Here is a 13,232-nt window from a genome sequence, read left to right as displayed (position 1 = left end):
CCGGCCGAGCGCGCCGTTACGCTGCTGCAACGCTCACCTGGCAAGGAGCGCCGACGCTACACCACGCATCGGCCGCCGCCAACGTGAAACTGACCAACATGCCGAATTGATCCGGAGATATAACCCCACGTGATGGAGATCGACAGCAACGCCACGCCCGCGCTCGCTTTGCCTTTGGCCATCGTGGTGATGGGCGTGTCCGGCAGTGGCAAGACCACCATTGCGCAGGCATTGGCCGCGCATTACGGCGTTCGCTTTCTGGATGCGGACGATTACCACAGCGTGGCGGCACGCGCGCAGATGGCGGCTGGGCAACCGCTCACCGATGCCATGCGGCTGCCGTGGGTGGAGCTGCTGTCGGCCACGCTGCGCGAGTGCGTCCACGACGGCAGCTCGGTGGTGCTGGCGTTCTCCGGTCTGCGCGCCACACACCGGCAGTTGTTGCGGGCCAGCGAGGTGCCGATGCGGTTCGTGTTCCTGCATGCGGCACCGGAGGTGATCGCTGCGCGGCTGAGCGCACGCGCCGGGCACTTCATGCCGCCCAGCTTGCTCGACAGCCAGTTGCAGGCCTTGCAGCCGCCGATGGACGAAGCGGACGTGATCGCGGTGGATGTGTCCGCCAGCGTGCCGGAGGTGGTGCAGGCGGCAGTCGCGCAGCTCACACGCAGCGGCGTGCCCGCGATCGCGGCCGCCAGGCCGCCACTGCAGCAGGCCTGAGCCAAGCGCCCGTGTACCGGGATTCGCCTTGTGTCGTTGCAGGTCACGCTGGCGTTGCCGATAACCGCACGCGCGCAGCCACATGCGGCCTTGCGGTTGCGTGCTGGGTCGGCCGCCCGTTGTCGAGGTCGCATCGCGTGACGGGCAGGCGTGCGAGCGATGCAGCAACGCCTCGACTGGCAGCGCGACGCAGCGGTTTCGCCGTCCGTGTATGGAGCGAACGCGCACAAGCGTTGTGGCCGCTGACACGCCCTGCGTGACGAGCCCCAGTGGTTCGGCGACCGCCGTTGGGTCGGCAGGCGCATCGCGCACGCCGCATGTGGTGCACGCCGCAGTCCGCGCGCTGACCGTCGCGCGCATGATCGGCAATCCGGCACTCGGCTGGCGCAACGCCCTGGTTGCGCCAGTCGTCCTGCATGCGCCGGCTATTCGGCCGGCAGCGCCATTTCCCGCAATAGCTGTGGCGCCGGATACACCTTGGCCAGCAGCCAGCGCAGATAGCGCATATCCACGTGGATGGCGCGCTTGTAGCGCGGGTCGTACCACCAGCTGGCGCTCACCGATTCCCAGTTGCTGTCGAAATTCAGCCCGATCAACTCGCCGCGCGCGTTGAGCACCGGTGAGCCGGAATTGCCGCCGGTAGTATCCAGATTGGTCAGGAAGTTCACCGTCTGGGTCTTGAGCTGTGGATCGGCGGTGCTGCCGAAGTCGCCGCGGGCAATGGCCTGCAACAGCGGCGCCGGGGCGTCGAACGGCACCGTGCCGGTGTTCTTTTCGACGATGCCGGCCACCGTGGTCACCGGTGCGAAGCTCACCGCATCGCGCGGCGCCAGCGGTTGCACACGGCCGTAGCTGACCCGCAACGTGCCGTTGGCATCGGGATACAGCACCCGCCCCTGCTGCTGTCGCCAGGCCGTCAGCGCGCGCATATAGGCCGGACGCAGGCGCAGCTGTTCGCCCTCTGCCGCCTTGCGCGCGTCCTCCAGCTGCAGCTGCGCTGGCACCAACGCCGCGGCCAGGGTCAGCAGCGGATCGGCTGCCATCGCCCGGCCTTCGCGGGCGGCGGCAAAGCGCGCCAGCCGCTCGTCCTCGCTGCCGAGGCGGGTCTGCGCGTACACCGCGTCCAGCGCCTGCTGCAACGCAGCCGGGGTGGTGCCGAACGCCGCGTCGAACGCCGCTACCCGCTGGGCTGGCGGTAGCTGCTGGTACCGCGTCAGCAGGGCGGTGATCAGCACCTTTTCGACCTGCGGGGCATAACGACGCTGCACCTGCCGCAGCTGGCCTTCGATCAAGGCGTGGTCGCGTTGCTGGTAGCCGCTCTCGCGCTGCGCATCGGGCTTTGCGGATTCGATGCGCAAGCGCTCCAGCGTCAAGGCTGCGCGCAGCAGCTGCGTCTGGCTGCCGAGCAAGGTTAGCAGCAGATCGCGTTCGCGGGTGGCCGAACTCTTGGCCAGGCGTTCCTGCAAGGCCGCAATATCGCGCGCGTCGGCGCCGCGCGTGGCCGCCAGCATCGCGCGCTCGTCGTCGCTGCGCAGGCGGACCGCATCGCTGCGCTGCAATCCCTCCAGCTCGCCCGCCGCGCGCTTGCGATTGTTCTTCAGCGACTGCAGCTGGGCAGCGTAGCGCGTGCGCGCATCGACATCGGTGCGTCCGGCCGTCTCGATCACCGCCATCAACTGGTCCAGCGTCGCCACCCGCTGCGGCAGCGTCCATTCCACCTGTGCCTGGAACTCGGCTGCCGTGCGATGACGATAGGTTGTGCCGGGATAGCCGGCCAGCATCGCAAAATCGCCAACCTTCGGCCCGTCCTGCGCGACCTGCAGGTGCGCCGGCGGCTGATAGGGCACGTTGTCCGGGCTGTAGGCCGCCGGCCGGCCCTGCCGATCCACGTAGGCCCGCAGCAGGGTGAAGTCGCCGCTATGCCGCGGCCACATGAAGTTGTCGACCTCGTCGCCGTAGTTGCCGATCGCGCGCGGCGGCGCATACACCAGCCGCACGTCGCGCAGCTCCAGCTGGCGGATGCGGTAGAAGTCGCTGCCTTCGTACATAGAGGCGACGCTGCAGCGCACCCCGGGCTCGCGTTCGCAGTCGGCCACGATGCGCTTGCTGGCCGCATCGACCGCATCGAAGTAGGCGCGCCCCTGCTTGCCGCGCGCCTGCGCCAGTACCTGCTCGGTCACGCGGTCGAAGCCGACCGTCACCAACACGCGAAAGTCGGGATTGGCCGGCCGCTCGTCGCGACGATCGCGGGCGACAAAGCCCTGATCGATGAAGTTCTCGCGGGCGTTGCTGTTGTACTGGATCACACCGAAGGCGACATGGTGGTTGGTCAGCAGCAAGCCATCGCCAGAGACGAAGGCACCGGTGGCGCCACCGACCTTGACCACCGCATTGAGCGGGGCCTGGGTGACGTCGCCCAGCTGGCGCGGGTCGCCGACAAAGCCGGCGCTGCGCAGCGCTTGGGCTGCATCCGGCAATTGGGCGGGCATCCACATGCCCTCATCGGCACGCGCGCCGCCAGCGAGCGAGAGTGCCAGGGCAAGGGAGGCCAACGGAACGGTCGGGACGCGCATGCAGATGCTTCCATTCGAAACGGTCTGCGACCTTAACGAGGGCAGCCGCGAGAGGCAAACCGCCCCAGGCTGGCAGTAGCACGACTGCGCGCGGCATCGGCCAGGTAGCGCGGAATTTCCAGGTTCCTGCAAGAGACCGAGCAGAAGCGCACGCCAAACTGGCTGAACGTGGGCAATGTTTTGCCTATCGCCAGCGGGCCAGATAGTGATGATTCATCACGATTTGCGCGGATACCGCACAGGTTGAACAGAATTTTTTCAAGCTGGTTCAACCAGATACGCTGAGAACCGGCCATAGCATGAACGTGGCGCTGCGGCGCCGCTTGCATGGTCACGGCGATCGGCGAAGGTGCGGCCAATAGATCCGGGGGGATCCAGCGCCACCTCCATCCATGGACATGCCGTGATGACCAACACTCCTCGCCGCTTGTGGTTCCGTCGCTTGACCGTCGTCCCCTGCCTGCTGGCCAGCGCCGTTGCGCTCGCCCAGTCTGCCCCCTCCGCTGCGCCGCGGGCGACGACGTCGCTGGATACCCAGGCCTTCGCCCAGTCCGGGCAGGTCTGGCATAGCTTCGGCAGCAACCCGCCGTTCGCCCTGCCCAAGCTGTGGCCGACTGCCGGCGGCGGCTACTTCAATACGCGCTTCGCCCCCGGCGAGTGGAAAATCAACCCGGTCACCGTCAAGACGCTGAAGCCAGCGTGGACCCTGACCACCAGCGGCGATATCTCCGCCACGCCCAGCGTGGAAGGCACCACCCTGTACGTCCCGGATTGGGGCGGCAGCCTGTACAGCGTGGACACCCAGACCGGCAAGCCGAACTGGCAGGCCAAGCTATCCGACTACACCGGCAATACCAGCTCGGTCACGCGCAATACGCCGGCCATCAGCAGCAAGAGCATCGTCGTCGGCGACCAGGCCGCCGGCACCGTGCTGGCAATCGACAAGAAGACCGGCAAGCTGCTGTGGAAGAGCACAGTCGAGGCCAATGCCCAGGCCCGCATCACCTCCTCGCCGGTGATCGTCGGCAACCGCGTCTATGTCGGCGTGTCCTCGGGCGACTGGGGCAATCTGGATGCCACCCACACCTTCAGCTTCCGCGGCAGCGTGGTGGCGCTGGACCTGGCCACCGGCAACAAGATCTGGCAGTTCTACACGGTGCCGGAGGGCTATACCGGTGCGTCGGTGTGGGGCCAGGTCGCGATCGACCCGGCCAAACGTCGCCTGTATTTCGGCACCGGCAACAACTACAACATTCCCTTCAGTGTGGGTAACTGCGTCTCCAACGTGCGCTCCTACCTGGGCAGCAAGGCCACCGTGCAGGACGAGCTGAACTGCATGGCGCCGGACAACTATGTCGACTCGGTGGTCGCGCTGAACCTGGATACCGGCAAGCTGGTCTGGGCCAACCGCGCCCAGGGCTACGACTCCTGGAACTTGTCGTGCCTGGTGGCGCCGACCAATGGCCTGTGCCCCAACACGCAGGCGACCAATCTGGCCGGTCCGGATTACGATTTCGGCGGCGCCGGCGTCAACCTGTTCACCGTCTGGAAGGACGGCAAGCCGCAGCAACTGATCGGCGCCGGCCAGAAGAGCGGCATCTACTGGGCCTTCGACGCCAAGACCGGTGACAAGGTCTGGTCGACCCAGGTCGGCCCCGGCGGCGCCACCGGCGGCATCGAATGGGGCACTGCGTTCGATCCGTACAAGTCGCGCGTGTACGTGGCCATCAACAACAACGACCACACCAGCTATACCTTGGGCCCGGACAACACCCAGACCCATAACGGTGGCTCGTGGGCGGCGCTGGACGCGGCCACCGGCAAGATCCTCTGGCAGGTCAAGGTGCCTGGGGTGAATCCGGTGACGCCCACGTTCCCGGCCGGTGGTCAGGGCTCGCTGACGGTCTCGCCGAACCTGGTCTACGCCGGCTCGATGGCGGGCATCATGGTCGCGCTCGACGCGGACACCGGCGCCACCCTGTGGAACTACACCGCGCCCGGCTCGGTGCTCAGTTCGCCGGCCATTTCCGACGGCGCGTTGTACTGGGGCGCAGGCTATGGACGCTTCAACTTCGGGACAGCGGCCAGCAGCAATCAGCTGACCAAGTTCGTCCCGAGCAGCCCCGCTGCGGCGAAGTAACCATCAGGCACAGTGCGTGGGCCACTCGTCGGCCCACTGCACTGTGTTTGTCTACGATCTTGCAGCACAACACCGCCGCGCTCGCGCGGCGGTGTTCGTTCAGGACGATCGGACGCTCTGCGACTGCATGTCGATCGGGTCGTCGCCGACACGCGGATCGGTACCGACGCCAGGCCACTGCGCGCGCGCCGATTGCGGCAGGGCGCGGACCACACGCGGTCTACAACCGCGTGACCTGGCACAAGCGGATCTGACCCGCTTCCAGGCCATGCGCTTCGGCGGCGCGCCGGCGCAGGCAACCGACCAGCGCCGCGGCATCCAGCTCGTCGCCGTCCGGCACGTCCACGCTGTGCGTCAGCTGGCCCCAGAGCACGGGCCTGCCATCGCAATAGGCCTCGTAGTTGGCGAAGTAATGCAGCCGTCGCCGCTCAGGTACCGACGTGGACATCGCCTTGAATCTCCGTGCAGCCCAGGTGTTCCAACGCAATCTCCAACCCCAGCAGATAGCTCTGCGCACAATAGCCGCGCACTGTCGCCAGGCGCCGGCCCAGCGCGGGCGGCAGGCAGCGTTCCGGTCGATCGGCGCTGTCGTCGTGGGTCTCCACGTACGGGGTATCCAACGTCGCCAGCACCCGGTGCAGGCGCGCGCTGTCCACGCAGCTGCCCGGATCGATCAAGGCAACCTCCATCCGCGCCTGGGCGGCGACCCGCAGCGCATCCAGCAGTTCCTGCTCCGAGCCGCAGGCACGCAGCGCCACCGTCTTGCCAGCATCGCCGGCGCAGGCCACCAACTGCTTGATGACATCGCGCGGCAGCGGCTGCGGCCCGCGCACCAAGGCGGCGTCCACTTCCGGGCCGCGCAGGATCATGATCGACATGGCAGGCTCCTCAGGCAGCCACGCGCAGCGCAACGCCACGCGTCGGCAGGCAGCGGGCGGCGATGCCCAGCGACATCGCGTAGGCACGTTCGGCATCGTGGGGCGTGATGACCACCGCCAGCGGCGCATGTTGCGGATGCAGCCATGGCTCCAGTTCCTGTGCCGCATCGGTATGCAACTCGATGTACGGCGTCGGCAACGCGTCCACGGCCGCCCGCAGGGCGCTGGCGCAGCTGCGCTCGGACAACGGCAGATCGCCCGAATCCAGCACAACCAGTTCCACCTCGGCGTCATCGCCGGCGGCGTGCAAGCCGGCAATCAGGGTCGCGACATCGGCACAGGCCTGGGTGCGCAACGCACGCCCGGCACACTCCGATGCCACTGCCGGCAACGCCGCGGTCTCGGCCTGGGGACCTTGCAAAATCAGGATACACATCGTGTTCGGCTCAACGCACTCGCGTGCGGGACTGCCAAGGTAGGACTGGGCGGCATAAAGGCGCTATCCGTGCCCTGGACCGCCGGCATAAAGAGTGCGTAATGGCGAAATCGACGCCAGCAGAGGCGGTGCACGCGCGATCAAGTTCGCTCGGGGCTGGCCGATATTTCCACTCCGGGCGAGGGGGAAGGCCAGCGACACGGCAATCCACAGCGCCTTGATCTCAACGGCACCGTACGCGCAGGGAACCAGCCAGGGATGGAACGCGAACGACACCGCACCAGCGCCGGAGCCGCGCGATGAGCTGGGCAACCGAGGCGCTAGGCTTGCCACCGGACGCCGAACCGCGCGCGATCAAGCGTGCCTACGCCGCGCGCCTGAAGACCACCCGGCCCGACGAGGACCCGGTCGCGTTCCAGCAGTTGCACGAGACCTACCAGGCGGCCTTGGCGTGGGCAGAGGCGAACGCATGGTTAGCCGCGAACGCGACGGTCGAGGCCGAGGTCGAGGACCTTGACGCCGGCGTCGACGCGGAGACCGACAGATCGCCAGCGCAGCCTGCCGTGGCAGCTCCGCCCGCCGCAGAGACGCCACCCAGGCGCCGCTCCCGCCCGCTGGCCGACCTCGTGCAAGACCCGGCTCTCGAGGCGGAGCTGGCGCAATGGCAGGACGACTCGCATGTGCAGCAGGTCGCAATGCGCATCCTCGCCGCCGCCCATCACCAGCCCTCAGCGGACTTCGAACGCTGGCTGCATGGCCTGCCGGAGCTGTGGTCGCTGGAGTTGCGCCCGCGTGTTGGCCAGGCCATCGCAGACCGGTTCGCGCGCGATGGACTGGCTGTCTCGGATACGGCTTTCGACACCTTGATCGCCTGCTTCTGCAACGAGGACGATGGCGCATTCCGTCATGCGCTCTGGACCGGCCGCGTCCTGGCCGTCGCGTTGAAACAATCACCTGAGTTCTTGGCAGACTGGTTGGCGCCGCGCCTCATCCCGCTGCCTTATGAGGAGCATGCTGCCATCGGCGCGCACGTGCTGCGTGCACTGCGCGAGCAAGACACGTCCCCGTCGCTGGAGACGCTCGATGCCTTGTCCAAGGCGTTCCGCTGGGAGCAGTTCGAGCTCGATCGCGACGACCGTGCATGGCTGACCGAGACACGCAAGGCGGCCAGAGCGCAGGCTCGCGTCCAACGCCGGTGCGCTGCACTGGCACCGGGCGGCGATACCGCGGTGCTGGCTTATGAACTCGAGACGGAAAACTGGCAGCCGATGACAGCGCAATGGGCGGAAACGCTACGCGCACGCGTCGTCGGCCCTCCGTTACGTTGGGGATGCTTGCTGTCCGCGTTGCCGCCCGCGCGCCCAGCCTGGATGTACCGCTTCTGCGGCATCATCGATCGATGGTTTCCCGACGGTCTGCCTGCATCGCTGCAGCCCCGACACGTGCGCTTCTGGCGGCAGGTCGGAGATCCGCGCCGCCCACATGGCTGGCAATTGACGCTTGGATTGGCGCGTGGGCTGGCCGTTGCTGCCATGCTTGCCATCGGCACGCTGGTGATGCTTCCGATCGCCGGCGCCGCAGCCAGCGCATGGCTGTTCGGCGCGATCGGAACCGGGCTGGCGATCTGGAGTGTAGGGGTGCTGGTGCAGTTCGCCGCACGCTGGCAGGCATCCATCCGGCGCATGTCCAGGAGCAAACGCATCGCGCATGCCTGGCTGCTACCGGTAGCGAGCCTGCTGGTCCTGGCCGGGATGCGCAGCGGTGGCATGGGAGTCGCCGGCGGCGCGGCGCTTGCGTATATCGCCTTGTTTCGCCTGACGCGGCGTATGGACGCCGATGCGCAATTGATGGTGCTCGCCATCGCAAGCTGCGTGGTATTGGGCTCGCTCCTCGCCTTGGTGGTGCAGGCCGGCGCCTGGCCCGGCGCGATCTTTGCGCTGCTGGTCTGGCCCGTCACGCTGATCCAGGACGCACAGCATCATCGCCTGCAAGAGCACCGCTAGAATTCCCGTAATGGAAAGGACCACAAGGATTCGCTCATGATCGTAGGTATCGACCTTGGCACCACCCACTCGCTGATCGGCGTGCACGATGCCGACGGCGGGCGCTTGTTCGCCAATCCGCACGGCAGCTTGCTGACGCCGTCGGTGATCAGCGTCGACGACGACGGCGGCCTGCTGGTCGGCCAACCCGCGCGCGAGCGCCTGGTGACCCACCCCGGCCACAGCGTGGCGGCGTTCAAGCGCTGGATGGGCAGCCCGCGTGAGACCAAACTCGGCCAGCGCAGCTTCCGCCCGGAAGAACTGTCGGCCTTGATCCTGCGCTCGCTGATCGCCGACGCCGAAGCGGCGCTGGGCAACAAGATCGAGGAGGCGGTGATCAGTGTCCCTGCGTATTTCTCCGATGCGCAACGCAAGGCCACCCGCGTTGCCGGCGAGCTGGCCGGCATTCGGGTCGAACGCCTGATCAACGAACCCACCGCCGCTGCGCTGGCCTACGGGCTGCAGGAGCGCGGCGGCGAAGGCCGGGTGCTGGTGCTGGATCTCGGCGGCGGCACCTTCGACGTCTCACTGCTGGAGATGTTCGACGGCGTGGTCGAAGTGCATGCCAGCGCGGGCGACAACTTCCTGGGTGGCGAGGACTTCCTGCAGGTCTTGATCGATGGCTTCTGCAGCGAACATCGGCTCGACCCTGCCAAGCTCGCGCCTAGCGACAGCGCGCAGTTGCGGCGCCGGATCGAACAGCTCAAGCGCGAACTGAGCACACAGCCGCAGGGCACGCTGAGCCTGAGCATCGCCGGACAGGCGTATGGTTGGGAAATCGACGAAGCACGCTTCGCCCAGCTGGCCGAACCCTTGTTGCAACGCATGCGGGTGCCGATCGAGCGGGCGCTGCGCGATGCCAAGCTACGGCCATCGGAGCTGGACGACATCGTGCTGGTCGGCGGTGCGGTGCGCATGCCGATGATCAGCCGCTTGGCCACGCGCATGCTGGGCCGTTTGCCGTTGCGCCACGTCAATCCCGACCATGCGATCGCGCTGGGTGCGGTGGTGGCGGCAGGTCTGAAAAGCCGCGACGAAAGCCTGCGTGAGGTGGTGCTGACCGATGTTTGCCCCTACACGCTGGGAACCCAGGTGGCGCGTCGCGGCGGCGATGGACAGATGCGCAGCGGCTACTTCCACCCGATCATCCCGCGCAACAGCGTGGTGCCGGTGAGCCGCGAGGATCGCTTTCATCCGACCCACGAACAGCAGACCCAGGTGGTCATCGATGTGTACCAGGGCGAGAACCCCATGGTCGACCGGAACATCAAACTGGGCGAATTGCGTGTCGCGCTGGATCCCAAGCGCCCGCGCAGCGAGCAGAGCGTCCTGACCCGCTTCACCTACGACGTGGATGGATTGCTGCAGGTGGAGGTGATCGAGGACGCCACCGGCAAGCGGCACGAACTGATCCTCGAACAAAATCCCGGCCTGCTCGACCGCGACGAGATCGCCAAGCGTCTTGCGGCGTTGGCCGAGCTCAAGGTGCATCCTCGCGAACAACAGCAAAACCTCGCGTTGTTGGCCCGCACCGAGCGCGTCTATGAGGAATACATCGACGCGCGCCAGATGGTGCAGCAGTGGCTTGCGCAGTTTCGCGAAGTGCTCGAAAGCCAGGACCTGGCGCGCATCGAACGCCATCGCGAGGAACTCGCACAGGCCCTGGACGAGCTGGAAGCGCGCGCATGAGCTGGGCGCTGGCGGCGCTGGGATTGTCGGACGACGCAGACGAACGCAGCATCAAGCGTGCCTATGCCGCGCGCCTGAAGCTCACCCGCCCGGACGAGGATCCGCAGGGGTTCCAGCAGCTGCATGAGACGTATCAGGCCGCGCTGGCCTGGTGGCGGACGCAGCAACCGTCATCGGAGGTATCGGAGCACGACGATGCGCAATCGCCGCTGCCGCTGCCCGCCGCCCCGGCGGCCGAGAGCGCGCCGCAAACGGCTGCACCACTGGCGGACATCGCGTCCCCGCCGCCAGCGCGCCGCCTTGAGCATCCGCCGGCCGCGCCGGTCTCCTGGGCAGCGGCCAACAGCGCGCTCGCCATCGAGCTCCCTGCACCGATCGATGTCGCCGCAACCGCCGACGCGATCGTGGAGCAGGCCTGCACGCAGACGACCGAAGCGCTCGCACAGTGGCTGCAGGCCCAGCCCACGCTGTGGTCGCTGCAGCACAAGCCGATCATCGGTCAGTTGCTTGCCGAGCGATTGCTGCAGCAGCGGCCCGGCATCTGCGAAGACAGCTGCGACCTGCTGATCCGCTGCTTCGACTGGGACCAGCTCGGCAGCGAGATCGATCCCCACCTGATCGGCCAATTACGACAGGCCATGCACAAGCGCTGGCTACTGGAGCCGGCGGGCGAATCGACCCTGCACTGGCATCTGATCCATCGCATGCGCATCGCCTCTTCGCCCGACCAGGCGCGCGCGCTGGTCGGCAAACTGCGCGGCGTATTCTCCTGGAGCAAGCTGGTCGGCGCCGCGCTGCTGCCGGCCAACGTCAACAAGGTGCTGCAACTGCTGGCAGCCTTCGGCCATCCACACGGCTCCTTGCCTCCGCAGTTCAACCGACAACGGGTCGTGTTCTGGTCATCGCTGGCCAATGGCGGCCACGCCAATGCACCGCGCCTACTGGTCGGGCTGGCGCGCAGCGCCCTGGTCGGCACAGCGATCGGCATACTGACCCTGCTGCTCACGCTGTGGGCCGGACGCATGGATGCAGTCAATCTCGCACTCGGCCTTGCACTGGCCACGGTCGCGGTCTGGCTGGGGTGGTTCGTCATCACCGCGCTGATCGCCTGGCAGTCCCGCGACGAACATGCGGGCGCCAGCCAGCAAGCCATCTTCTGGCGACTTGCCTTCATTCCGGTGCTGGTCTGCCTGGGTGTGCTGCTGATCCATTCCGGCAGCCAACGCATCCTCGGCAGCATGGCGTTGGTGCCCGCACTGCTGCTGGCCGTGCGCCGCTACATGCAACGCGCGCGACTCTCGTTCGAATTCAAGGGCTGGAGCTTTCTGCTGCTGGCGCCGTTGTTCAAACTCGGCGCCCTGATCTTCGTCTTCAGCGAAATCGCCGGCGTCGGCGCCCTGGTGCTGTGGGCGATGGACGTAATCAAGCACCGCGGCACCATTGCGCAGGCCTGGCGCAGTGCGTAGCAGAGCGCGTCTGGAACACTTGGCAGAAACAGAGCTGGGCAGTTTCAGCACCACACCATATCTGCATACAGCCTATGTGTTTCTGGTCACCTAACGCTTACGCGTTTGGGACGCATATACCACCGGCGCGATGGTCACAAACTGCCTACCCCAAGGAATCGCCGCTGGCCGCCATGCAGATCTCCCTACGTTCAGCTATCGACGCCGCACTCAGGAGCTCCTACCGTTAGCCGTATTGAGCGCAAGCTCAGCCGCAACGGCATGTGAGCGCCGTGATGGGAAACATCCCAACTGCCTTTATCGATAGGATTTTATACGGGGTAGTTCGACAACGACGCCGCAAGCCGCGGACAAGGATGTCTCTGACAACTTTCCGGGATTAATGCTCCATCGCCCTGCCAACAGTAACGGCGCTTCCTCATCAAGAAACGGAGCCTCGTCTTCGAACATCCTCGCTGTTGCCTCTTCAAGCGAAAGATCATCAAGGTTCGGCAATCCCAGCAACACTTCGTCTGCAGTTTGTTTTCCAACATTGGCATATACGTCGCCATCGCCGAATGCAAAGATACGATCAGGTTCACCCATCTTTCGGCGCGCCCAAGCGACGAAGTCCACCACCCTATAACTACCGAAGAACTGGACATCGGAGAAGGAAGCAGCAAGGCGGGAAAACAGAACGTCGAATGCATCACCAATACCCTCATGACGATCTGGCGTATGCATCACCGGATAAGGTAGCGCGGCTCCCGCGACGATGACCCATCCGTCAATAGGCGGAGTGACGAAGGCAAGGTCCTTGTCGAAACCACGCGCGCGCGTATCGTAGGCAGCCCGTATTCCAGAGCTCCAGTTGGCACTACTTCCCGACCCGAAGTTCAATACCTTGAGTACGGCATTGACATCGGATGTCTTGATTGCAAACCAATTCATCTTTAAGCCGAAGTCCTCAGGGAAATCGGGCTGGGTCTCAAGTTGTACCGTCCTGGGGGGAGCATTGGTTGTCGCCCCGGTATCGGGACGACGACCGAATAGGTTGGTCAGGAGTGTTTTTATGATTGACATATTTTAAGAGGCGACACTCAGAATACGCGGATGGTGATCAATCAGAGTTCTAGCCCAGCGGTTTCAAGGCAGCGATTTTTCAGGAGGCACTGGTGGCCGTTCTTCAATGGCGCCTATCTCGTAGACATGTTGAGCGCAGCGACTGGAGCCACTGAGCGGAACTCCAGCAGGCTCCCGCCTGTACAAGGCCGGCCAGCAATAGAAATCTCACGCAAACAACGGATAGCGT

General features: G+C 66.0%; 11 protein-coding genes. 5 read left to right on the top strand and 6 right to left on the bottom strand.

Annotated elements, in window-relative coordinates; genetic code table 11:
* The first annotated feature begins 132 nt into the window (after positions 1-132).
* On the top strand, positions 133-717 hold the full coding sequence (locus CKY51_RS09460) for a gluconokinase (protein WP_022971219.1): 585 nt from the start codon (positions 133-135) through the stop codon (positions 715-717).
* Positions 718-1,142: 425 nt separating this feature from the next.
* On the opposite strand, the gene CKY51_RS09455 is transcribed toward CKY51_RS09460, so the two are convergent.
* A complete protein-coding gene (locus tag CKY51_RS09455; RefSeq protein WP_022971218.1) occupies positions 1,143-3,290 on the bottom strand; it encodes a S46 family peptidase in 2,148 nt (715 codons plus the stop codon).
* A 32-nt stretch (positions 3,291-3,322) separates the two neighbouring features.
* Complete coding sequence (locus CKY51_RS09450; protein ID WP_211904879.1) at positions 3,323-3,625, bottom strand: hypothetical protein; 303 nt, start codon at positions 3,623-3,625, stop codon at positions 3,323-3,325.
* 71 nt (positions 3,626-3,696) lie between these two features.
* Here CKY51_RS09450 and CKY51_RS09445 point away from each other — a divergent pair, with 71 nt between their 5' ends.
* Positions 3,697-5,430, top strand: coding sequence for an outer membrane protein assembly factor BamB family protein (locus CKY51_RS09445; protein ID WP_022971217.1), 1,734 nt, complete (start codon positions 3,697-3,699; stop codon positions 5,428-5,430).
* A 220-nt stretch (positions 5,431-5,650) separates the two neighbouring features.
* Here the strand turns inward: CKY51_RS09445 and CKY51_RS09440 are convergent, their stop codons facing one another.
* The 3 genes from CKY51_RS09440 to CKY51_RS09430 are packed head-to-tail and all read right to left on the bottom strand — an operon-like array spanning position 5,651 to position 6,744.
* Positions 5,651-5,878 (bottom strand): hypothetical protein, encoded by a 228-nt coding sequence (locus CKY51_RS09440; RefSeq protein ID WP_022971215.1) that lies wholly within the window; start codon positions 5,876-5,878, stop codon positions 5,651-5,653.
* Positions 5,859-6,308, bottom strand: coding sequence for a 3-dehydroquinate dehydratase (locus CKY51_RS09435; RefSeq protein WP_022971214.1), 450 nt, complete (start codon positions 6,306-6,308; stop codon positions 5,859-5,861). The genes CKY51_RS09440 and CKY51_RS09435 overlap by 20 nt, the downstream gene beginning before the upstream one ends.
* 10 nt (positions 6,309-6,318) lie before the next feature.
* Positions 6,319-6,744: a hypothetical protein gene (locus CKY51_RS09430; RefSeq protein ID WP_022971213.1), complete on the bottom strand. Its 426-nt coding sequence runs from the start codon at positions 6,742-6,744 to the stop codon at positions 6,319-6,321.
* Positions 6,745-7,190: 446 nt separating this feature from the next.
* On the opposite strand from CKY51_RS09430, the gene CKY51_RS09425 reads away from it, so the two are divergent.
* The 3 genes from CKY51_RS09425 to CKY51_RS09415 are packed head-to-tail and all read left to right on the top strand — an operon-like array spanning position 7,191 to position 11,941.
* Positions 7,191-8,747: a hypothetical protein gene (locus tag CKY51_RS09425; protein ID WP_211904876.1), complete on the top strand. Its 1,557-nt coding sequence runs from the start codon at positions 7,191-7,193 to the stop codon at positions 8,745-8,747.
* Between the two features lie 36 nt (positions 8,748-8,783).
* The gene (locus CKY51_RS09420) at positions 8,784-10,475 is read left to right on the top strand and encodes a molecular chaperone HscC (RefSeq protein WP_022971211.1); all 1,692 of its coding nucleotides are present in this window, start codon (positions 8,784-8,786) and stop codon (positions 10,473-10,475) included.
* Positions 10,472-11,941, top strand: coding sequence for a J domain-containing protein (locus CKY51_RS09415; RefSeq protein ID WP_022971210.1), 1,470 nt, complete (start codon positions 10,472-10,474; stop codon positions 11,939-11,941). The genes CKY51_RS09420 and CKY51_RS09415 overlap by 4 nt, the downstream gene beginning before the upstream one ends.
* 297 nt (positions 11,942-12,238) lie before the next feature.
* Here the strand turns inward: CKY51_RS09415 and CKY51_RS09410 are convergent, their stop codons facing one another.
* Complete coding sequence (locus CKY51_RS09410) at positions 12,239-13,003, bottom strand: hypothetical protein (protein ID WP_152249144.1); 765 nt, start codon at positions 13,001-13,003, stop codon at positions 12,239-12,241.
* Positions 13,004-13,232 lie beyond the last annotated feature (229 nt).

It is taken from the genome of Xanthomonas maliensis (assembly GCF_009192945.1).
GTDB lineage: Bacteria > Pseudomonadota > Gammaproteobacteria > Xanthomonadales > Xanthomonadaceae > Xanthomonas > Xanthomonas maliensis.
Note: the sequence above shows the minus strand (reverse complement) of the source record. Positions and strands in the feature narration are given on the sequence as shown.